Annotated in this window: 21 protein-coding genes; 19 read left to right on the forward strand and 2 right to left on the reverse strand. The window is 67.1% G+C overall.

The window, feature by feature from the left end; translation table 11 throughout:
- Nucleotides 1-62 precede the first annotated feature (62 nt).
- The 8 genes from rplS (at nucleotide 63) to ACLFA2_RS17960 (ending at nucleotide 6,512) form a co-directional block, all read left to right on the forward strand.
- Nucleotides 63-410 (forward strand): 50S ribosomal protein L19, encoded by a 348-nt coding sequence (rplS, locus tag ACLFA2_RS17925; protein WP_017830722.1) that lies wholly within the window; start codon nucleotides 63-65, stop codon nucleotides 408-410.
- A 117-nt stretch (nucleotides 411-527) separates the two neighbouring features.
- Nucleotides 528-1,253 (forward strand): signal peptidase I, encoded by a 726-nt coding sequence (gene lepB / locus ACLFA2_RS17930; protein ID WP_021200473.1) that lies wholly within the window; start codon nucleotides 528-530, stop codon nucleotides 1,251-1,253.
- Nucleotides 1,250-1,909: a ribonuclease HII gene (locus ACLFA2_RS17935; RefSeq protein ID WP_021200474.1), complete on the forward strand. Its 660-nt coding sequence runs from the start codon at nucleotides 1,250-1,252 to the stop codon at nucleotides 1,907-1,909. Before lepB ends, ACLFA2_RS17935 begins: the two co-directional genes overlap by 4 nt.
- Nucleotides 1,910-1,981: 72 nt before the next feature.
- A complete protein-coding gene (locus tag ACLFA2_RS17940; protein WP_017830719.1) occupies nucleotides 1,982-2,308 on the forward strand; it encodes a DUF2469 family protein in 327 nt (108 codons plus the stop codon).
- Nucleotides 2,309-2,465: 157 nt separating this feature from the next.
- The gene (locus ACLFA2_RS17945; protein ID WP_021200475.1) at nucleotides 2,466-2,828 is read left to right on the forward strand and encodes a YraN family protein; all 363 of its coding nucleotides are present in this window, start codon (nucleotides 2,466-2,468) and stop codon (nucleotides 2,826-2,828) included.
- A complete protein-coding gene (locus tag ACLFA2_RS17950; RefSeq protein ID WP_021200476.1) occupies nucleotides 2,825-4,354 on the forward strand; it encodes a YifB family Mg chelatase-like AAA ATPase in 1,530 nt (509 codons plus the stop codon). The genes ACLFA2_RS17945 and ACLFA2_RS17950 overlap by 4 nt, the downstream gene beginning before the upstream one ends.
- Nucleotides 4,351-5,562 carry a DNA-processing protein DprA gene (gene dprA, locus ACLFA2_RS17955; RefSeq protein WP_426621748.1) on the forward strand — a complete coding sequence of 404 codons (1,212 nt, stop codon included), beginning with the start codon at nucleotides 4,351-4,353 and terminating at the stop codon, nucleotides 5,560-5,562. Before ACLFA2_RS17950 ends, dprA begins: the two co-directional genes overlap by 4 nt.
- A 47-nt stretch (nucleotides 5,563-5,609) precedes the next feature.
- Nucleotides 5,610-6,512 carry a tyrosine recombinase XerC gene (locus tag ACLFA2_RS17960; RefSeq protein ID WP_426621749.1) on the forward strand — a complete coding sequence of 301 codons (903 nt, stop codon included), beginning with the start codon at nucleotides 5,610-5,612 and terminating at the stop codon, nucleotides 6,510-6,512.
- Nucleotides 6,513-6,534: 22 nt separating this feature from the next.
- On the opposite strand, the gene ACLFA2_RS17965 is transcribed toward ACLFA2_RS17960, so the two are convergent.
- On the reverse strand, nucleotides 6,535-7,059 hold the full coding sequence (locus ACLFA2_RS17965) for a murein hydrolase activator EnvC family protein (RefSeq protein WP_426621750.1): 525 nt from the start codon (nucleotides 7,057-7,059) through the stop codon (nucleotides 6,535-6,537).
- Nucleotides 7,060-7,363: 304 nt separating this feature from the next.
- On the opposite strand from ACLFA2_RS17965, the gene rpsB reads away from it, so the two are divergent.
- From rpsB to ACLFA2_RS18010, 9 genes are all read left to right on the forward strand, one after another.
- The gene (rpsB, locus tag ACLFA2_RS17970; protein ID WP_021200480.1) at nucleotides 7,364-8,314 is read left to right on the forward strand and encodes a 30S ribosomal protein S2; all 951 of its coding nucleotides are present in this window, start codon (nucleotides 7,364-7,366) and stop codon (nucleotides 8,312-8,314) included.
- Nucleotides 8,315-8,355: 41 nt separating this feature from the next.
- Nucleotides 8,356-9,183 carry a translation elongation factor Ts gene (tsf, locus tag ACLFA2_RS17975; RefSeq protein ID WP_029259163.1) on the forward strand — a complete coding sequence of 276 codons (828 nt, stop codon included), beginning with the start codon at nucleotides 8,356-8,358 and terminating at the stop codon, nucleotides 9,181-9,183.
- A 92-nt stretch (nucleotides 9,184-9,275) separates the two neighbouring features.
- The gene (gene pyrH / locus ACLFA2_RS17980; protein WP_017830711.1) at nucleotides 9,276-9,992 is read left to right on the forward strand and encodes a UMP kinase; all 717 of its coding nucleotides are present in this window, start codon (nucleotides 9,276-9,278) and stop codon (nucleotides 9,990-9,992) included.
- A 68-nt stretch (nucleotides 9,993-10,060) separates the two neighbouring features.
- Nucleotides 10,061-10,615, forward strand: coding sequence for a ribosome recycling factor (gene frr, locus ACLFA2_RS17985; RefSeq protein ID WP_021200482.1), 555 nt, complete (start codon nucleotides 10,061-10,063; stop codon nucleotides 10,613-10,615).
- 5 nt (nucleotides 10,616-10,620) lie between these two features.
- Nucleotides 10,621-11,766: a phosphatidate cytidylyltransferase gene (locus ACLFA2_RS17990; RefSeq protein WP_426621751.1), complete on the forward strand. Its 1,146-nt coding sequence runs from the start codon at nucleotides 10,621-10,623 to the stop codon at nucleotides 11,764-11,766.
- Complete coding sequence (locus ACLFA2_RS17995) at nucleotides 11,766-12,344, forward strand: DivIVA domain-containing protein (protein WP_292763676.1); 579 nt, start codon at nucleotides 11,766-11,768, stop codon at nucleotides 12,342-12,344. The genes ACLFA2_RS17990 and ACLFA2_RS17995 overlap by 1 nt, the downstream gene beginning before the upstream one ends.
- A gap of 66 nt (nucleotides 12,345-12,410) precedes the next feature.
- Nucleotides 12,411-13,085, forward strand: a complete 675-nt coding sequence (locus ACLFA2_RS18000) for a transglycosylase SLT domain-containing protein (RefSeq protein WP_347122709.1) — start codon at nucleotides 12,411-12,413, stop codon at nucleotides 13,083-13,085.
- A gap of 9 nt (nucleotides 13,086-13,094) precedes the next feature.
- Nucleotides 13,095-13,382 carry a hypothetical protein gene (locus ACLFA2_RS18005; RefSeq protein WP_029265442.1) on the forward strand — a complete coding sequence of 96 codons (288 nt, stop codon included), beginning with the start codon at nucleotides 13,095-13,097 and terminating at the stop codon, nucleotides 13,380-13,382.
- Nucleotides 13,379-14,101 carry an alpha/beta hydrolase gene (locus tag ACLFA2_RS18010; RefSeq protein ID WP_029265441.1) on the forward strand — a complete coding sequence of 241 codons (723 nt, stop codon included), beginning with the start codon at nucleotides 13,379-13,381 and terminating at the stop codon, nucleotides 14,099-14,101. Before ACLFA2_RS18005 ends, ACLFA2_RS18010 begins: the two co-directional genes overlap by 4 nt.
- Nucleotides 14,102-14,113: 12 nt before the next feature.
- Here ACLFA2_RS18010 and ACLFA2_RS18015 read toward each other — a convergent pair whose 3' ends face one another.
- Entirely contained in the window at nucleotides 14,114-15,175 is a 1,062-nt protein-coding gene (locus tag ACLFA2_RS18015) for an AI-2E family transporter (protein ID WP_021200487.1), read from the reverse strand.
- A 181-nt stretch (nucleotides 15,176-15,356) separates the two neighbouring features.
- On the opposite strand from ACLFA2_RS18015, the gene ACLFA2_RS18020 reads away from it, so the two are divergent.
- On the forward strand, nucleotides 15,357-17,303 hold the full coding sequence (locus tag ACLFA2_RS18020; protein ID WP_426621752.1) for a glycosyl transferase: 1,947 nt from the start codon (nucleotides 15,357-15,359) through the stop codon (nucleotides 17,301-17,303).
- Nucleotides 17,300-18,223 (forward strand): tetratricopeptide repeat protein, encoded by a 924-nt coding sequence (locus ACLFA2_RS18025; protein ID WP_029265439.1) that lies wholly within the window; start codon nucleotides 17,300-17,302, stop codon nucleotides 18,221-18,223. Before ACLFA2_RS18020 ends, ACLFA2_RS18025 begins: the two co-directional genes overlap by 4 nt.
- Nucleotides 18,224-18,228: the final 5 nt, after the last annotated feature.

The raw sequence follows: 18,228 nt of genomic DNA on the forward strand, positions 1-18,228 counted from the left end.
TCCTTTTCTTGTTCCTTTGAATACATGCATGCGACCTGTGGCGGGTGCAGAGAAAGACGATCATGCAGATCCTCGACGCCGTCGACGCGGCTTCCCTCCGTTCGGACATCCCGGACTTCTTCCCCGGTGACACCGTCAAGGTGCACGTCAACATCACCGAGGGCAGCCGCTCTCGTATCCAGGTCTTCCAGGGCGTCGTCATCGGTCGCCAGGGCGACAGCGTGCGCGAGACCTTCACGGTCCGCAAGATCAGCTTCCAGGTCGGCGTCGAGCGTACCTTCCCGGTGCACTCCCCGGTGATCGACCACATCGAGGTCGTCACCCGCGGTGACGTGCGTCGCGCGAAGCTCTACTACCTCCGCCAGCTGCGCGGCAAGAAGGCGAAGATCAAGGAGAAGCGCGACCGCTGAGTCGCAGCATCTCCACAGCACCCCGGGACACGATGTCCCGGGGTGCTTTGTTCTCCCACCGGTGTGCGAACCTAGATACCGTCGCCGCACGACGGTGCATGATCGTGAAGGAACCTGATGACCGAATCCCCGTCCGCGCCCACGTCCAGACGTCGTCGCGGGTTCCTCGTATTCCTTCGCGACGTCCTCGTGATCGTCGTGATCGCCGCGCTGGTCTCGTTCGTGGTGAAGACCTTCGTCGTGCGTTCGTTCTACATCCCCTCCGCATCGATGGAACGTACCCTGTTGATCAACGACCGCATCCTGGTCGATGAGCTCACGCCGCGATGGACCGACTACGAGCGGGGCGACGTGGTCGTCTTCAAGGATCCGGGCGGGTGGCTCGACGGTCAGCCGCAGACCCCCGCACAGCCGCCGCTGGTCGAGGCCGTCGACTGGGTGCTGAACTTCGTGGGCATCTCCGCGACGGACTCGCAGGACCACCTCGTCAAGCGCGTGATCGGTCTGCCGGGCGATCATGTGGTGTGCTGCAACGCGCTCGGCCAGATCACGATCAACGGCGCGCCCATCGACGAGCTCAGCTACCTCAATCTGCCTCCCGGGGACACGGCCGCGTCCAACGAGCCCTTCGATGTCGTGGTCCCGGAGGATTCCGTCTGGCTGCTCGGAGACAACCGCGATCGCTCGCGTGACGCCCGTGCGCACCAGGATCTCCCCAGTGGCGGATTCGTGCCGATGGAGAACATCGTGGGAAAGGCGTTCCTCACGACGTGGCCGTTGAACAGGCTGGGACCGATCGACGGGCACCACGAGATCTTCAACGGCGTCCCGGATCCGGAATGACCGTCGTCGCACCGAAACTCACTCTCGAGAGGCGCCTCCTCGGTGAGTGCGAGGTGATCATCTCGCTCGATGAGGTCGGCCGAGGGGCACTCGCGGGTCCTGTCGCCGTGGGCGCGGCCGCGATGAATGCCGCAGGCGCGCGTCGGCGCGTGCCGGAAGGCCTCCGCGACTCCAAGCTCGTGACGGAGAAGCGCAGACCTGAAGTCGCAGCACGCGCCGCCGCATGGGTGCAGGCGTCGGCCGTCGGATGGGCGAGTGCGGAGGAGGTCGACGAGGTCGGCATCATGCGGGCGCTCGGTCTTGCCGCGTCGCGTGCGGTGCAGGCCGTCGCGGATCAGGGGGTCGCGCTCGACGACGCTCTCGTCCTGCTCGACGGCAACCATGACTATGTGTCGAGGGCGCACCCGGTGCCGCTCCACGTGCGCCCGGTGATCAAAGCCGACCGAGACTGCGCCTCCGTCTCCGCGGCGTCCGTGATCGCGAAGGTCGCGCGGGACCAGCACATGGCGGAGCTCCACGAGACGTATCCCGCGTATCAGTGGAACCGCAACAAGGGCTATGCCAGCCTCGAGCATCGCGACGCGATCCGCGCCATCGGGCTCTCCCGCTACCACCGCGCGTCGTGGGCGATCGCCGACGTTCCCACCCTCTTCTGAGCCGACCGCGGCGCGCACGGCCGACCGCTGGATGACGCGCCCCGGTGTCCGCGACTCTAGGATGGACACATCATGGATGAGGAAGCCTTCGACGACTACGACCGCGAGCTCGAGCTGGCACTGTTCCGGGAGTACCGGGATGTGGTGTCGCAGTTCCAGTACGTCGTCGAGACCGAGCGGCGGTTCTACCTGGCGAACGAGGTCAACGTCGTCCGTCGTGACACCGAGCATGATTTCTATTTCGAGATCTCGATGACCGACGTCTGGGTGTGGGACATCTACCGAGCCGACCGCTTCGTGAAGGCCGTGCGCGTGCTGACGTTCAAGGACGTCAACGTCGAGGAACTGCAGCGTCGGGAGTTCGAGCTCCCCCAGGAGCTCTCGCTCGACGGCGAGTGACGGCGCCTCTCGACGAAGCATCTCGGGGAGCTCTCTCGGCGCGTTGCGGATCTCGGTGTTCCTGCACCCCGCGCTGCGAGTTCGAGTTCTCCCCGACCACCGGGGTTGTGCGCCGGCGCCGGCCACGTGCGATCCGCATGCGCGTGAAGCTGGCCGTATGGCAGCGAAGGACGAGCTCGGAAGAGCAGGGGAAGAGCGGGCCGCTCAGCATCTGAGGCGTCGCGGGTACACCGTGCTCGCCAGGAACTGGCGGTGCGCGCAGGGAGAGATCGATATCGTCGCCGTGCGCGACCACCACCTCGCGGTGGTTGAGGTCAAGACGAGACGGACCGCCGTTTACGGGCACCCGTTCGAGGCCATCGACGCTCGCAAGCGACGTCGGCTCTGGCAGCTCGCTCAGGCATGGGCGACGGAGAATCCGGAGGAGGCGCGAGGGCGCGTCCTCCGGCTCGAAGCGATCGGCATCATCGGGTCCGATCCGGCCTCCGGCTCGCTCGAGCACCTCGTGGACATCGCGTGACGACCTCGCGCACCTGGGCGGTCGCGCTCACCGGCGTCGATGGGCATCTCGTCGAGGTCGAAGCCGACATGTCGAACCAGACACCGGAGTTCCGGATCATCGGGCTCCCCGACAAGTCCCTCGGCGAAGCCGTCCAGCGCGTGCACAACGCCTGCAAGAACGCCGGGCTGGATCTTCCACGGCGACGGCTCACGGTGAATCTGTCGCCGGCGAGCCTCCCCAAGCACGGCGCCGGGTTCGACCTGGGGATTGCCATGGCCTGCCTCGCTGCAGGCGGTGTCATCTCACCGCGGTCGATCTCGGCGACGGTCCACATCGGCGAGCTGGGTCTCGACGGCAGGATCCGGCCGGTGCTCGGGGTTCTGCCGGCGGTGTTCGCAGCGGCACGCGCCGGATTCGAATCGGTGATCGTGCCACGGGGAAACGAAGCCGAGGCACGTCTGGTACCGGGTGTCGATGTGCGCGCAGCCGCTTCACTCGCAGAGGTCGCGGTCTGGCACGGTGCCGATGTCGAAGTGCCCGATGTGGAGGCGGTCGTGCTGGCATCGACTCAGAGCGGACCACGTGACACGCTCGACCTCGCCGATGTCGTCGGTCAGGAGGATGCCGTGGAAGCGTTGGTCGTCGCCGCTGCCGGCGGTCATCATCTGCTGTTGAGCGGACCTCCAGGCGCGGGTAAGACGATGCTCGCGCGCAGGCTTCCGGGCATCATGCCGTCCCTCACGGAGCAGGAGGCACTAGAGGTCGCGTCGGTGCGATCACTCAGCGGAGAGCCCGTCGCAGCGCTCGATGTGCTCCCGCCGATCGAGGCGCCGCATCACAGCGCGTCTGTCGCATCGCTGGTCGGAGGGGGCTCGCGCACGGCGCGACCGGGAGCGATCGCACGTGCCCACCGCGGTGTGCTGTTCCTGGACGAGGCTGCCGAGTTCTCCCGGGTCGCACTCGATGCGCTCCGACAGCCGCTCGAATCCGGGGCGATCGAGGTGCATCGGGCGGGATTCACCGCCACGTTTCCCGCGAGATTCCAGCTGCTGCTCGCGATGAACCCCTGTCCGTGCGGGAACCACGGTGTCCGCGGCGCGGAGTGCGTCTGCCCACCCATGTCGATCAGGCGATACTCCACGCGCTTGTCCGGACCGCTTCGCGACCGTCTCGACATCGATCTGCAGGTGAGTCGTGTCGCGGCATCGCGAGCGATGGGCGATCATTCTCCATCGATGACGACGGCGCAGGCTCGAGAACGCGTCGCTGCGGCCCGAGAGCGAGCTGCCCATCGGTGGATGAGTATGCGGTGGCGACGCAATGCAGAAGCGCCGGGGACCAGTCTGCGTCAGGGGGCACTCCGACTGGCTCCTGCGGTGCGCGCTCCACTCGATCGAGCCCTCGAGCGCGGCGCCCTCACGCTCCGTGGGTACGATCGCGTTCTGCGTGTGGCTTGGACGATGGCAGATCTGGCGGAGCTCGATCGTCCCGGGATCGATGAGGTCGGACGGGCGCTGCATCTCCGAAGGGGGCTCCCGCGATGATGGATGTCCTCCTCGCTGATTCCGAGATCCTCGCCCTCGCCCGCACCCTCCATCCCGGTGATGAGCTGGCCGATTGCGTCGCGCGTGTCGCCTGGTCTGTGATCGCCGAGCCCGGCGATGCAGTGGCCGGATCGTTGATCGAATCGCTCGGTGCAGCGGATGCGCTTTCTCTCGCTGTGGGAGATTCGTCGTCGCTTCTCCCTCCGGGCGGTGCCAGCGCTACGGCAACGCGCGCACTGGTCGACGGTCGAGCCCGCTGGCGCCCCCGCGCCGATCCTCGGGCGGTCATGGCCGCGCTGCGCGGAGGTGTCGCCGTGCGAGCGCAGCTCGTGATCCCGGGAGACGCCGCATGGCCCCGCGGTCTCACGGATCTCGGCCCACACGCCCCGAGCGCGCTGTGGGTGCGCGGCCGCGTGGAGTTGCTCGGCCGCGAGCCCCGAGTCTCGATCGTCGGGGCTCGAGCCTGCAGCGGGTACGGCGAGCACGTGGCGACCGAACTGGCGGGTGATCTCGCGGCCACCGGCGCCGTGATCGTCTCCGGTGGTGCGTACGGGATCGATGGGGCCGCGCATCGTGCCGCACTCGGCGTTCAGGGCGCCACGATCGCGATCCTCGCCGGCGGCGTGGACCGCGCATATCCTGCCGGCCATCAGAGTCTCCTGCGTCAGATCGCGGAACGTGGGGCTCTCGTGAGTGAGCCGCCGTGTGGGGCGGCGCCCACCAAGTGGCGATTCCTCGCTCGAAACCGTTTGATCGCGGCGCTCGGCCATGCGACGGTCGTCGTCGAGGCGGGGTGGAGAAGTGGATCGCTGAACACCGCGGGCCACGCGGCCTCGCTCGGTCGCCCACTCGGCGCCGTGCCCGGTGCAGTGACGTCTGCGTCGTCGGTGGGGTGTCATCGTCTGCTCCGCGAGTACGACGCACACTGTGTGACCTCCGCGCAGGAGGTGAGGGAGTTGTACGGCGCGATCGACGAAAGAGTCGAGGAAGACGGGTCAGAGCGGGACTCGAGCCATAGCCGCGTGCTCGATGCGTTGGGTACCCGGACGCGTCTGTCCATAGAAGAGGTGGCGCGTCGCTCCGGCCTGTCTCCTGATCGGGTTCGGGCCGTACTCGGGCTCCTTCATCTCGAGGGCGACGTCGCGCATGACTACGGAGGGTGGCATCGTCAGCGCCCCGCGAGAGCATCGGCTTCCCGTGCACGATGAACGGCGAGGCTGCCGCGGACAGAGCATGCGCGGGGCAAGCTGGACTCATGGATCTCGCTGCCGCGACGGAGGCGTTCGCCGAACACCTGGAGAAGGTGCGCCGGCTGTCCGCCGCGACCGTCAAGGCCTATCGCTCAGACCTGCGAGACCTCGACGCCGCGGCGGGTGGTGTTCCCCTCGAGTCGGTCGACCTCGAGGTGCTTCGGGACTGGCTGTGGCGCGCCACTCAGCGTGGCGACGCCAGATCGACCCTCGCGCGCCGCGCCGCCACGGCCCGCTCATTCTTCAATTGGGCTCAGGAGCAGGCGCTCATCACGCATGATCCGAGCCTGCGCCTGGTCGCCCCGAAGAGGGGAAGGACGTTGCCGACGGTCGCCTCGCGGGACGCGATGTCGGCACTTCTGGATTCTCACCGCGACGCCGCCGAAGAGGGCGACCCGATCGCGTTGAGAGACCACGCCATCCTCGAGCTGCTGTACGGCTCCGGTATCCGTGTCTCCGAGCTCTGCGGACTGGACATCGACGATCTCGATCTCGACCGCGGTACGGCGCGAGTGCTCGGCAAAGGCGCGAAGGAACGCATCGTGCCCTACGGCACTCCGGCGCGCGACGCATTGTCGGCGTACCTGAGGCGCGGTAGGCCGGTGCTCGTCGCGCGCGCCCGAACCTTCACCCCTGCCGTGATCCTGGGCAGCCGCGGTGGCAGGGTAGGGCCGCGGGCCGTATACGAACTCGTCGCACGGGTTCTCGCGCCGATCGTGGGCGCCGAGACGATCGGTCCTCACGCTCTGCGGCACACCGCGGCCACTCATCTGCTCGACGGGGGAGCCGATCTGAGGGCGGTCCAGGAGATCCTCGGACACGCCAGCCTCAGTACGACGCAGATATACACCCACGTCTCCACCGAGCGTCTGACGGCGACCTATCGACTGGCCCATCCGCGCGCATGATCTCTCGCTAAGCCCCCGTCGCTCAGCGTGCTTCGCAGCAGGGGAGCAGGACGGCCCTCGGAACGTCGTCGAAGAGCAGCAGGGGATTGATGTAGTCGCCGTCCAGCCGCACGCCGAGGTGGAGGGAACCCGCGGCGGTGTGCCCGCCGATATCCAAGACTCCGAGCGCCTGCCCGGCCGTGACGACATCACCCGCGACGAGCGTCGACCGAACGGGTTCGAGAGTCGTCACGAGGCCGCCGGTGTGCTCGATGGTGAGGAGCGGCCGATCCACCACGGTGCCGCGGAAGGCGACCACACCGTCCGCGGGGGCGGACACCTCTGCGCCGACCACGGCGACCAGATCGACGCCGCGATGGCCGACACCGTACTCGTGCGCGGGCGCGCGAAACGGAGCCGCGACAGCGCGAGGCCCGGCCACCGGCCAGCTCCAGCGAGGCCATTCGGTTGTCGAGGGAGCTTCCGCCGCCGCCACGGGAGCCGGCGCGGTGAGAGCGAGCAGCAGAGCGACGACGAGAAGGGAAAGGGCTCGGGGGACTGTGCGCATGGTGCGAGTCTGGTCGGGTGCACTCCGTCGCGGGCACCGGAATGGTCGGCCGCCGCGGGACACCGGAACAAGACCGGCGTGCGGCGTGAGGTGCAGGGTGAGTGCCCGCGCGATCCTGTATGCTGGGGGAGCACCTCGAAATCGAGGTGACTACGCGTGCCCAAAGCGATTCACTTCGCGGCATCCACTCCCACAGGTCCTTCTCCTCGATAAGGCGGGCGTGAGCCGGGCACCAGGAAGTCCGATCATCCGATCGGCTTGCAACCTCAACGGCGCAGAACCGCGCCAGAACCAGGAGACGACCATGGCTGTGGTCACCATCCGCCAGCTGCTCGACAGCGGCGTGCACTTCGGACACCAGACCCGTCGGTGGAACCCGAAGGTCAAGCGCTTCATCCTCACCGAGCGCAGCGGTATCCACATCATCGACCTGCAGCAGTCGCTGGGTTACATCGACAAGGCCTACGACTTCGTCAAGGAGACCGTCGCCCACGGTGGCACGATCCTCTTCGTCGGCACCAAGAAGCAGGCGCAGGAGATCCTCGCCGAGCAGGCGACCCGTGTGGGTCAGCCCTTCGTCAACCAGCGCTGGCTCGGTGGACTCCTCACCAACTTCCAGACGATCTCCAAGCGTCTCGCTCGTATGAAGGAGCTCGAGGAGCTCGACTACGAGGTCCCCGCGAACAGCGGCTTCACCAAGAAGGAGCTCCTGCTCAAGAAGCGCGAGCTCGACAAGCTGCACAAGTCGCTGGGCGGTATCCGCAACCTCACCAAGACGCCCTCGGCCATCTGGGTCGTCGACGCCAAGCGTGAGCACCTCGCGATCGATGAGGCCAAGAAGCTCGGCATCCCCGTGATCGGCATCCTCGACACGAACGCCGACCCGGATGACTTCCAGTACCCGATCCCCGGCAACGACGACGCGATCCGCTCCGTCTCGCTGCTGACGCGCATCATCGCCGACGCCGCGGCCGAGGGCCTGCAGCAGAAGCACAACCCGGAGACCGGCGACGCCGAGCCGCTGGCCGACTGGGAGAAGGAGCTCCTCGAGACTCCCGCACAGGAGGTTCAGGAGTCCGCTGACGCCGCCGAGGTCGCCACGGCAGATGACGCCGCTGCCGTCGTCGAGACGCCCGCCGCCGACGAGACCGCTGCCGACGAGGCCGGTGCTGAGGCGCACGACGAGGCGATCGCCGCCGCTTCCGGTGAGGAGACCGCTGAGGTCGCCGCCGCCGAGGCTGCTGACGCCAAGTAATCCCTCGTACACACACCTAACGAAGCAAGGAGCCACCACACATGGCCAACTTCACCATCGCTGACCTCAAGGCGCTGCGTGAGCAGCTCGGCACCGGAATGGTCGACACCAAGAAGGCGCTCGAGGAGGCTGACGGAGACGTCGCGAAGGCCACCGAGATCCTGCGTCTCAAGGGGGCGAAGGGCAACGCGAAGCGCGCTGACCGTTCCACGAGCGAGGGACTGATCGTCGCTCGCGAGCAGGACGGCGCCGTGACGCTCATCGAGCTCGCCTGCGAGACCGACTTCGTCGCGAAGAACGAGCGCTTCATCGCGCTGGCCGACAAGGTCGCCGACGCTGCAGCAGCGGTCAAGGCCGACTCGGTCGACGCCGCCCTCGCCGCCTCTGCCGGCGACAAGAGCGTCGAGCAGGTCATCTCCGAAGAGGCCGCGATCATCGGCGAGAAGGTCGAGCTGCGCCGCGTGCGCACGATCACCGGCGACAAGGTCGAGGTCTACCTGCACCGCACGAGCAAGGACCTGCCGCCGCAGATCGGCGTCGTCGTCGCCTACTCGGGTGACGATGCCGAGACCGCGCGCAGCATCGCTCAGCACATCTCGTTCGCCAACCCGTCCTACCTGTCGCGTGAAGACGTGCCGGCTGACGCGGTCGAGAAGGAGCGCGAGATCGTCACTGAGATCTCCCGCAACGAGGGCAAGCCGGAAGCGGCTCTCCCGAAGATCGTCGAAGGCCGCGTCTCTGCGTTCATCAAGCAGGTCGCTCTGCTCGAGCAGGACTATGCCAAGGACAACAAGCTGTCGGTCGCCCAGGTGGCGAAGGACGCCGGTATCACCGTGACGGACTTCGCGCGCTTCAAGGTCGGCGCGTAGCACCGTCGAAGGGGTTCGGATCGCCAAGATCCGAACCCCTTCTTCATGCCCACGAGGCACTATCTTGAATCGGGACGAGAGGACACCCACCCATGACTGAACGCACCGGACGCCGACGCGTCCTTCTCAAGCTCTCCGGAGAGGCATTCGGAGCGGGACAGCTGGGTGTCAGCCCCGACGTGGTCTCGCAGATCGCCCGTGACATCGCTGCTGCGGTGGACCGCGTCGAGGTCGCGATCGTCGTCGGCGGGGGCAACTTCTTCCGCGGCGCAGAACTGAGCCAGCGAGGCATGGACCGCGGTCGCGCCGACTACATGGGCATGCTCGGCACGGTCATGAACGCGCTCGCCCTGCAGGATTTCCTCGAGCAGGCCGGGGCCGCCACCCGTGTGCAGTCCGCCATCTCGATGACCCAGGTCGCCGAGCCGTACATTCCGCGCCGGGCTGAGCGTCATCTCGAGAAGGGGCGGGTCGTCATCTTCGGTGCCGGGGCCGGACTCCCGTACTTCTCCACTGACACCGTCGCGGCACAGCGTGCGCTCGAGATCGGCGCGGACGAGGTCCTCGTCGCCAAGAACGGCGTCGACGCCATCTACACCGCCGACCCCAACAAGCATGCCGACGCGGAGCGCATCGAGCGCGTCACCTATCGCGATGCGCTCCAGCGTGGTCTCAAGGTCGTCGACTCGACCGCCTTCAGCCTGTGCATGGACAACAGCATGGACATGCGCGTGTTCGGCATGGAGCCCGCCGGGAACGTGACCCGTGCGCTCCTCGGCGAGCCGATCGGAACCCTCGTCACCGCCTGAGCGTGTGACACGGCGGAGACGACTTCGCCCGATAGAATTTGCAGAACACCCCGACGATAGGAGTCACCGTGATCGCGGACGTCCTCGCTGAAACCACCACTCGCATGAACCGGGCGGTCGAAGCTGCCAAGGAGGACTTCTCCACTGTGCGCACCGGTCGTGCGAACCCGCAGATGTTCCAGAAGGTCCTCGTGGACTACTACGGCACTCCCACGCCGATCGCCCAGCTCGCCTCCCTGGCGAACCAGGAAGCTCGCACGCTCATCATCACGCCGTACGACAAGTCGGCGCTGAAGGCGATCGAACAGGCGATCCGTGACATGCCCAACCTCGGAGCCAACCCGACGAACGACGGCAACCTCGTTCGCGTGACGATGCCGGAGCTCACGGCCGAGCGCCGCAAGGAGTACGTCAAGCTCGTCAAGACCAAGGCCGAGGACGCGAAGGTCCACGTCCGTGGTATCCGTCGCAAGGCCAAGGACGAGCTCGATGCCCTCAAGAGCGAGCTCGGTGAGGACGAGATCGCGCGAGGAGAGAAGGAGCTCGACGTCCTGACACGTCAGCACGTCGAGCTCATCGATGACGCGCTGAAGCGCAAAGAGGCAGAACTCCTCGAGGTGTAGTCGGGATGTCTGACGAAACGCGAGATGCCGACGACGATGGGTTGTTCACGCGTCACGGCGGGAACGGGAAGACCCCATCCGACGGCGTCCCGCTCGTTGACGCCGCGTTCCCGTCTTTCGACGCGGCTGCCGTCCCTCCGCGCCCACCGCTTCCCGCAGCTTCGGAGGGCGCGCCCTCGGGCGGCGTCGGTCCGCTGGACACGGCGGATCACAACGCTATCCGGGAACAGTGGCGCGCGGCACGGGATGAACTCGGCAGCCATGTCTCCCATGCACGCGACCAGCTCGACCAGGCGAACGAACGTATCAAAGAGCGCACGGGTCGCGATCTCGTGCTCGCCATCCTGATCGGTCTCGCCTTCGGCGCCGCGCTCCTGGGATCGCTGCTCTTCCTCAAGGTGCTCTTCGTCCCGTTCGCTCTCGCGGCCGCCTTGCTCGGGGTCTACGAGCTCTCCCGAGCTCTGCGGAGCTCGGGTCGTCGCGTCGACGTGGTCCCTCAGCTGATCGCCGCTGCGTTCCTCGTGCTCTCGGCGTACTTCGCCGAGCCGTGGTTGTGCTGGGTGATGCTCTTCGTGTCCGTCGCGTTCGTCATCGTGTGGCGGCTCATCGCGCAGATGGTGGAGAAGGACGGCCGCACCTACGGGGACGTCCTCGCCGACGCCGTCACGAGCGGGTTCGTGCAGGTCTACGTCCCCTTCCTCGCGGGAATCGCGCTCATCCTCCTCAAGCAGGAGGGCGGTCAATGGTGGGTCCTCAGCTTCATCGCGATCGCCGTAGCGGCCGACACGGGCGCGTACGCCGCCGGTCTCGCCTTCGGCCGTCACCCGATGGCTCCGAAGATCAGCCCGAAGAAGACCTGGGAGGGTTTCGGCGGCGCCGTCATCGCCTCGCTCGCTGCGGGGGTGCTGCTCGCGATCTTCCTCCTGGAGCTGCCGTGGTGGTGCGGCGTGATCTTCGGCGCGTCGATCCTGCTCTCCGCGACACTGGGGGACCTCGGTGAATCGATGCTCAAGCGCGACCTCGGCATCAAGGACATGAGCTCCTGGCTCCCCGGGCACGGAGGGCTGCTCGATCGACTCGACAGCATTCTGCCCTCGACGATCCCTGCGCTCTGCCTGTATTTCCTCTTCTCTCCTTGGGTGGTTCTGTGATGAACGAAGATCAGCTCGACGAACAGGCGGAATCGACGCCGCCGGCATTCGCACTCACCTCAGGTCGGGTGCGTGGCTATCACCGGGCAGCCGTCGACACGTTCCTCGCATCTGCCCGCCGCGCGTTCGAGGCGGGCGGCGATGAACTCAGCGCGGACGATGTGCGGACGGCCTCCTTCCCGCTGGTGAAGAACGGATACGTCGTCGCGGATGTCGACGCGGCGCTCGGCCGTGTCGAAGACGCCTTCGCCGCTCGAGAACGCGAACGCGCGGTGCGATCCGCGGGAGCAGGTGCCTGGGTGGAGCAGGCCAGAGCAGACGCGCAGGTGATCCTGGATCACCTGGCGCGACCACGGCGCCACCGCTTCGCCCGTACCGGAGTGCTCACCTTCGGGTACCGTCTCGATGAGGTCGATCATGTGTCGACGCGTATCGTGCGGTATCTCCGTGACGGCGATGCGCTGACCGCCGAGCAGTTGCGCTCGGCGGCGTTCCGGATGCAGCGTGGGGGATACCGCGAAGAGCAGGTGGATGCCCTTCTGGACGCCACGATCGACGTGATTCTCGCCGTTCGCTGAGGTTCCTGATGGTCGATCCAGGCACTCTTGCGTAGACTGTCCCTCATCGTGAACTCCCGAAACGACATGAATCTCGAAAGAAACGACCTCTCGCCGGTGCCCGCGGTGAAGGCTCGTTTGGCGCGCACGGGCACACGACGCTGGTCTCGCAGCCGTGGTGTCGTCGGGGTCTTCAGTGCCCTCGCCGTCGTGGGTTTCGCCGGTGCATTGGTCGCACCGACCGGCGTGGCTCTGGCCGCGCCCGCCCCTGAGGAGTCGCCGGACTCCGCCTATTCGCTTGCGCTCGCGGACACTCAGAACCTCACCGTCACCGTCGAAGGTGCCGAGATCGCACCCGTCGTGCGCGGAGGATTCGAGGTCTATGTGAAGCCGAAGCCGGCTCCGGTCCCGACCGTGGCTGCAGCACCCCGTGGGGGATCCTCCGGAAAGTCTTCCGGAGGTAGCCTTCCTCCCTACACGGGAGGCGGTGCTCCTGCAGAGTGGATGGCGGCAGCCGGCATTGCGCAGAGCGACTGGCAGTACGTCGACTACGTCGTGTCCCGCGAGAGCGGTTGGAACCCGAACGCCACGAACAAGTCCTCCGGTGCCTGCGGTCTGGTGCAGGCCCTGCCGTGCAGCAAGGTGCCCGGCAACGGCTACAATCCGGTCGACAACCTTCGCTGGGCGACCGGGTACGCCACCGGCCGCTACGGCAGCTGGGCCGGTGCGTACAACTTCTGGGTCAACAACCACTGGTGGTGAGCAGGCAGTATGCCCCGCTCTCGCAGACGTCCTTCGGAGCGCCCTGACCACGAGGAATCCTTCGATCGCCTCCTCGCGGGCTGGAAGCGTACCGAGACCCGCCGCGGCGGTGAGTGGACCGTGCAACCGGTTTCCGGGGCGCAGGCGCAGAAGGACTACCTCTGCCCGGGCTGCGGTCGATCGATCGTCGCCGGAACCGCGCATCTCGTCGCCTGGCGCGCGGACGGCGTGCTCGGCGACGCGGCCGACCTCGCCGCACGGCGTCATTGGCACACACACTGTTGGAGGCTTGCATGAGCATCGAGATCCGAGGACCACTGGAGCTTCCGGCGCGACGCGAAGACATCGAGCTGAAGACCGCTGACGGTCTCACGTTGGTCGGAGAGCTCGCCGTGCCGGAGACCACGACGCCTGTCGCGACTCTCGTGACGCTTCATCCCCTGCCTACGGCCGGCGGGTTCATGGATTCGCACATCATCCGCAAAGCGGCGGCACGTCTTCCGGCCCTCGCGGATCTGGCCGTGCTGCGATTCAACACGAGGGGGACCACCTCACCTCGTGGGACGAGTGACGGATCCTTCGACGGCGGGGCGTCCGAACAGTTCGACGTCGCGGCAGCGATGGACTTCGCCCGTGAGCGCGCTCTGCCTCGCCCCTGGCTGCTGGGATGGTCCTTCGGCACGGAACTCGCGTTGAAGTACGGTCGGGAACACGACATCGAGGGGATCATCCTCCTTTCGCCGCCCTTGCACCGCGCGACACCGGAAGAGGTCGCCGCGTGGGCGACGATCGACCGACGCGTGGTCGTCCTGGTACCGGAGCTGGATGACTACCTGCGCCCCGCCGAGGCCCGCGAAAGGTTCGCTGCGATCCCGCACGCACAGCTGATCGCGGTGGACGGAGGGAAGCACCTCTGGGTGGGCGAGACCCAGACGCGACGCGTGCTGACGGAGATCGTGGCCGCGGTCAATCCTGCGGCGCTGCCTCTCACCACGCACTGGCCGGCCGACGACTGACGCGCAGCAGGCTCAGAGCTCGTTCATCCGCGGGATGAGCACCTGCCGGTAGATGATCAGGATGCTCGCGGCGACCGGGATGGCGATCAGCGCGCCCAGCAGACCGAGAAGGCTTCCTCCGGCGAGTGCCGCGACCACGACGACAGCCCCCGGTACCGAGACCGCACGGCTCATGATGCGCGGCGAGATGATGTAGGCCTCGATCTGCATGTAGATCAGGTAGTAGATCGCAGCGGCGATCGCGGTCGCCGGAGAGCCCAGTCCGGGGATGAGACACACCAGCACGATGATCGTGGAGCCGGTCAAGGTGCCGACGAGCGGGATCAGGGAGAAGAAGAACGCGATCACCGCGAGGACGGCGGGGAACGGTGCTTGGATGATCGACAGGAAGATCGCGCTGAGCACGCCGTTGATGACACCCTGCGTCACCTGCCCCATGACGTAATAGCCGACCGAATCCGTGATCTGTTCGGACAGGTCGATGAACCTGTCACGTTTCGACGCCGGAGCCAACTGGTAGACCGCCCGTTTGAGGGACGGCGTGGAAGCCGTGAGATAGATCGTCAGGATGAGGACGATGAACGCACCGAACAGGCCGCTGAGCACGGCGCCACTCGCCACGAGGAACCCTTGGCCGATGGAACCGCCGATCTCGGTCAGGTTCGTGGTGAGCCAGTCCTCGACGTAGGTGAAGACATCATCGACCCTCAGGTTGGGGAACGCGTCCGTCATCCACTGCTTGAGGTCGTCGATCGCGGTACCGCGTTGCACGATCGCCGTGATCTGGGCGATCAGCTGGGAGATCTGGTCGACCAGCACGGGAAGGACGATGAGCACGATGCCGACGAAGATGCCGAGCACCGCGAGGATCGTGACGATGACAGCGAGCCATCGGGGGAGACGCCGGCGCTCCAGGAACGAGACGAGCGGATCGAGTCCGAGACTGAGGAAGAGAGCCGTGCCGAGATAGAGCAGAACCGTGGAGAGGTTCTGCACGCTGTTGATCAGCAGGATGCCCAATCCCACGCCGAGCGTCGCCACCAGGGCGGTGCGGAAGGGATTGTGGATCTTCATTCGGAGGCTCCTCGAGGACGGATGCAGCAAGGCTATCCAGAGCGTCCGGCTCGGCACCGACGACGTGCCGGTCCGGCCCGCACTGAACCTGCTCGTGGGCAACACACAGCTGATTTCGCTAGTCTGAAATGTCGAGTGTTGCGTCGCTGGCAAGTGCCGGCGATGCGTGAGGAGACTATTCGTGCGTTTCGTATGGGCCGTGGTGGCCTTCGTGCTGGCTGCCGTGCTGATCGGCGCGGGGATTGCTCAGCGCACCATCTTCATGGGGCCGGACACTCAGCAGACCCAGGTCGAGATCGATGAACCGGCACCCTTCGTCCTCATCGACGGCGACGTGCTTCGGGCGAATCCAGGCGCGCAGACGCTGATCGTCCGGGGAGAGGGCGAGATCTTCGGCAGCTATGGTCGCACCGCCGACATGGAGGCCTGGCTCGCCGACTCCGACTACAACCAGGTCACGCTGAAGAAGAACGGCGATCTGGCGGTCGAGCACGTCACGGCGCCCTCCGCTGACGGCGAGACCGATGCTCCGAGCGACGGCGCTGAGGGCGACTCCGCCGACGCGGAGTCCGCGGGGCGTGATCCGCGGGGATCCGATCTCTGGCTCGACTCGTTCGTCAAGGACAACCGTCTCACGGCCGAGAACATGCAGTTGCCCGAGGGCACGAGCATGCTCGTCGCCTACGACGGCACAGCCGATGCGCCGGATGACATCGTGGTCTCCTGGCCGCTGGACAACTCGACGCCGTGGGCGGGACCTCTCATGGTCGCCGGGGGAATCGTGCTGCTGCTCGGCCTCATCCTCTACGTGCTCGCGATCCGCCATCAGCGCCGCGGCCGCGGCCCCCGGCGCAAGGGCCCGGGTCCGCTCCCGGCGACCGAACCGATCGACGTCGCGGTTCTTCCGCCGTCTGAGCGCGCGGCGATCGAGGAGTCCGGCGCTCCGCGCAGCGAACCCTCCGCAGGAACGGCGGCGCCGGCCGACGGAGACGTCGAGGAGGCGGAGATCGTGGACGAGAGCAAGGACCCCGACGCGAAGACCTCCATGCGCGCAGCCACGCGGCCTCGCCGGCGTCGCATGCTCGCGCTTCCGGCTCTCGGGCTCACGGCGCTTCTTGCCGCCGGGTGCTCGTCGGACTCGTGGCCGCAGCTGGGCGACGCCTCGCCGACCCCGTCTCCGAGTCCGACGGTGATCGCGCCTGAGAACCAGAAGCCCCCTGCGGTGACCGAAGCGCAGGCCAAGCGCATCTTGAAGACGCTCGCCGGCACGGTGAGCGAAGCCGACGCGGCACTCGACCTCGACCTGCTCGCTACCCGCTTCGAGGGACCCGCTCTCGCAGCACGGACCACGGAATATGCGCTGCGCTCGAAGCTCCCGGACACCGTTCCGCCCGCGGCGATCCCGACCGATCAGGTCGAGGTCGTGCTTCCGGAAGCGACCGATCAGTGGCCGCGCACGGTGCTGATGCTGTCGAAGACCGGGGATGACACGGTGCCGCCGGTGGTCCTCACGATGACGCAGGCCGACCCCTGGTCGAACTACAAGGTCTCGAACATCGCCGAGATGTCTGCTGACGCCGTCTTTCCCGAGGTCGCTGCATCCTGGCTCGGGACATCGCTCGTTCCCTCCGATTCCGCGTTCCTGACGATCCCGCCTGCGAACCTCGCCTCGACCTTCGCCGATGTGGTGGACCAGGGGGAGCAGAGCGAGTTCTACGACATGTTCGACGATCTGGCGTTGACCTACGCCAAGTCGATCACCGACAGCCGTCAGGCCGTGATCCAGGCTCTCGCCGACAAGGGCGCCGCCGACACGTCGAAGGCCGCCTTCGACATGGCTCCGACGACGGATGCCCCCATCTCGATGACGACTCTGGACAGCGGCGCGATCGTCGCCGTCACCCTCACCGACACCGAGACGGTGACGCCGACGGGAGACGACGTCTCCATCCGTTTCGGCGACAATGCACAAGCCAAGGCCCTCACCGACGCGACCGAGTCCGCGAAGGGCGTCGAGACGACCTACGAGTTCCAGCTGTTCTTCTCGGTCCCGGCAAAGGGCTCGACGGAGCAGATCCGGCTCCTGGCAGCCCACCAGGACCTCCTGTCCGTGAAGGTGATCAAATGAGTGAGATCTCTCCTGCCGCCCTGCGCGGTGCCGTCGACCTGTCGAGTCTCCGCAACCGGCCCGCATCTCCCGCAGAGGGCGCCCCCGCCCCGGGACTGCCCGATGTCGTCGTGGATGCGACCGACGAGACGTTCGGGCAGATCCTCGAGCTCTCGCGCACCGTTCCCGTCGTCGTCGACCTCTGGGCGGAGTGGTGCGGGCCCTGCAAGCAGCTGAGCCCGATCATCGAGAAGGTGACGCGCGAGCTCGGCGGACGCGTGCTGCTCGCCAAGGTCGATGTGGATGCGAATCCGCAGCTCGCGCAGAGCTTCCGTGCCCAGTCCATCCCGATGGTGGTGGCACTGATCGCCGGTCAGCCGGTGCCGATGTTCACCGGGGCCGTGCCGGAGCAGCAGGTTCGCGACGTCTTCGCGCAGCTGCTGCAGGTGGCGGCGCAGAACGGTGTCACCGGATCGCTCTCGGTCGGCGAGGAGGGCGCGGACCCGGAACCTCCCGTGGAGCCGGAGCTCCCCCCGCTGCACGCTGAGGCGTTCGCGGCGATCGAGGTCGGCGACTACGCGGCCGCCATCACGGCGTACGAGAAGGCGCTCGCGGAGAACCCGCGGGATGCGGACGCGCTCGCGGGTCTCGGCCAGGTACGGCTGCTCGACCGCGTTCAGGGCCTCGATCTGCAGGCGGCACGGGCCGCAGCGGCCGAGGGCCCGCTCGACGTCCAGGCGCAGTTCGATGTGGCCGACCTCGACCTCGCCGGCGGGCATGTCGATGACGCCTTCGGTCGCCTGCTCGATCTGTTCGCGCAGCTCCCGTCCGACCAGCGCACGCCCGTTCGTGAGCGCCTGGTCGAGCTCTTCGGGCTCATCGGTGCGGAGGATCCGCGGGTCGTGTCGGCGCGCAACCGGCTTTCGTCGCTGCTGTTCTAGGGAGG

Source organism: Microbacterium sp. As-52 (assembly GCF_049949185.1).
Taxonomy (GTDB): domain Bacteria; phylum Actinomycetota; class Actinomycetes; order Actinomycetales; family Microbacteriaceae; genus Microbacterium; species Microbacterium maritypicum_A.

Coding starts and splice junctions, on each gene's coding strand:
- rplS (WP_017830722.1), top strand. CDS start 63: ATGCAGATCCTCGACGCCGTCGACGCGGCTTCCCTCCGTTCGGACATC.
- lepB (WP_021200473.1), top strand. CDS start 528: ATGACCGAATCCCCGTCCGCGCCCACGTCCAGACGTCGTCGCGGGTTC.
- ACLFA2_RS17935 (WP_021200474.1), top strand. CDS start 1,250: ATGACCGTCGTCGCACCGAAACTCACTCTCGAGAGGCGCCTCCTCGGT.
- ACLFA2_RS17940 (WP_017830719.1), top strand. CDS start 1,982: ATGGATGAGGAAGCCTTCGACGACTACGACCGCGAGCTCGAGCTGGCA.
- ACLFA2_RS17945 (WP_021200475.1), top strand. CDS start 2,466: ATGGCAGCGAAGGACGAGCTCGGAAGAGCAGGGGAAGAGCGGGCCGCT.
- dprA (WP_426621748.1), top strand. CDS start 4,351: ATGATGGATGTCCTCCTCGCTGATTCCGAGATCCTCGCCCTCGCCCGC.
- ACLFA2_RS17960 (WP_426621749.1), top strand. CDS start 5,610: ATGGATCTCGCTGCCGCGACGGAGGCGTTCGCCGAACACCTGGAGAAG.
- ACLFA2_RS17965 (WP_426621750.1), bottom strand. CDS start 7,059: ATGCGCACAGTCCCCCGAGCCCTTTCCCTTCTCGTCGTCGCTCTGCTG.
- rpsB (WP_021200480.1), top strand. CDS start 7,364: ATGGCTGTGGTCACCATCCGCCAGCTGCTCGACAGCGGCGTGCACTTC.
- tsf (WP_029259163.1), top strand. CDS start 8,356: ATGGCCAACTTCACCATCGCTGACCTCAAGGCGCTGCGTGAGCAGCTC.
- pyrH (WP_017830711.1), top strand. CDS start 9,276: ATGACTGAACGCACCGGACGCCGACGCGTCCTTCTCAAGCTCTCCGGA.
- ACLFA2_RS17990 (WP_426621751.1), top strand. CDS start 10,621: ATGTCTGACGAAACGCGAGATGCCGACGACGATGGGTTGTTCACGCGT.
- ACLFA2_RS17995 (WP_292763676.1), top strand. CDS start 11,766: ATGAACGAAGATCAGCTCGACGAACAGGCGGAATCGACGCCGCCGGCA.
- ACLFA2_RS18000 (WP_347122709.1), top strand. CDS start 12,411: ATGAATCTCGAAAGAAACGACCTCTCGCCGGTGCCCGCGGTGAAGGCT.
- ACLFA2_RS18005 (WP_029265442.1), top strand. CDS start 13,095: ATGCCCCGCTCTCGCAGACGTCCTTCGGAGCGCCCTGACCACGAGGAA.
- ACLFA2_RS18010 (WP_029265441.1), top strand. CDS start 13,379: ATGAGCATCGAGATCCGAGGACCACTGGAGCTTCCGGCGCGACGCGAA.
- ACLFA2_RS18015 (WP_021200487.1), bottom strand. CDS start 15,175: ATGAAGATCCACAATCCCTTCCGCACCGCCCTGGTGGCGACGCTCGGC.
- ACLFA2_RS18025 (WP_029265439.1), top strand. CDS start 17,300: ATGAGTGAGATCTCTCCTGCCGCCCTGCGCGGTGCCGTCGACCTGTCG.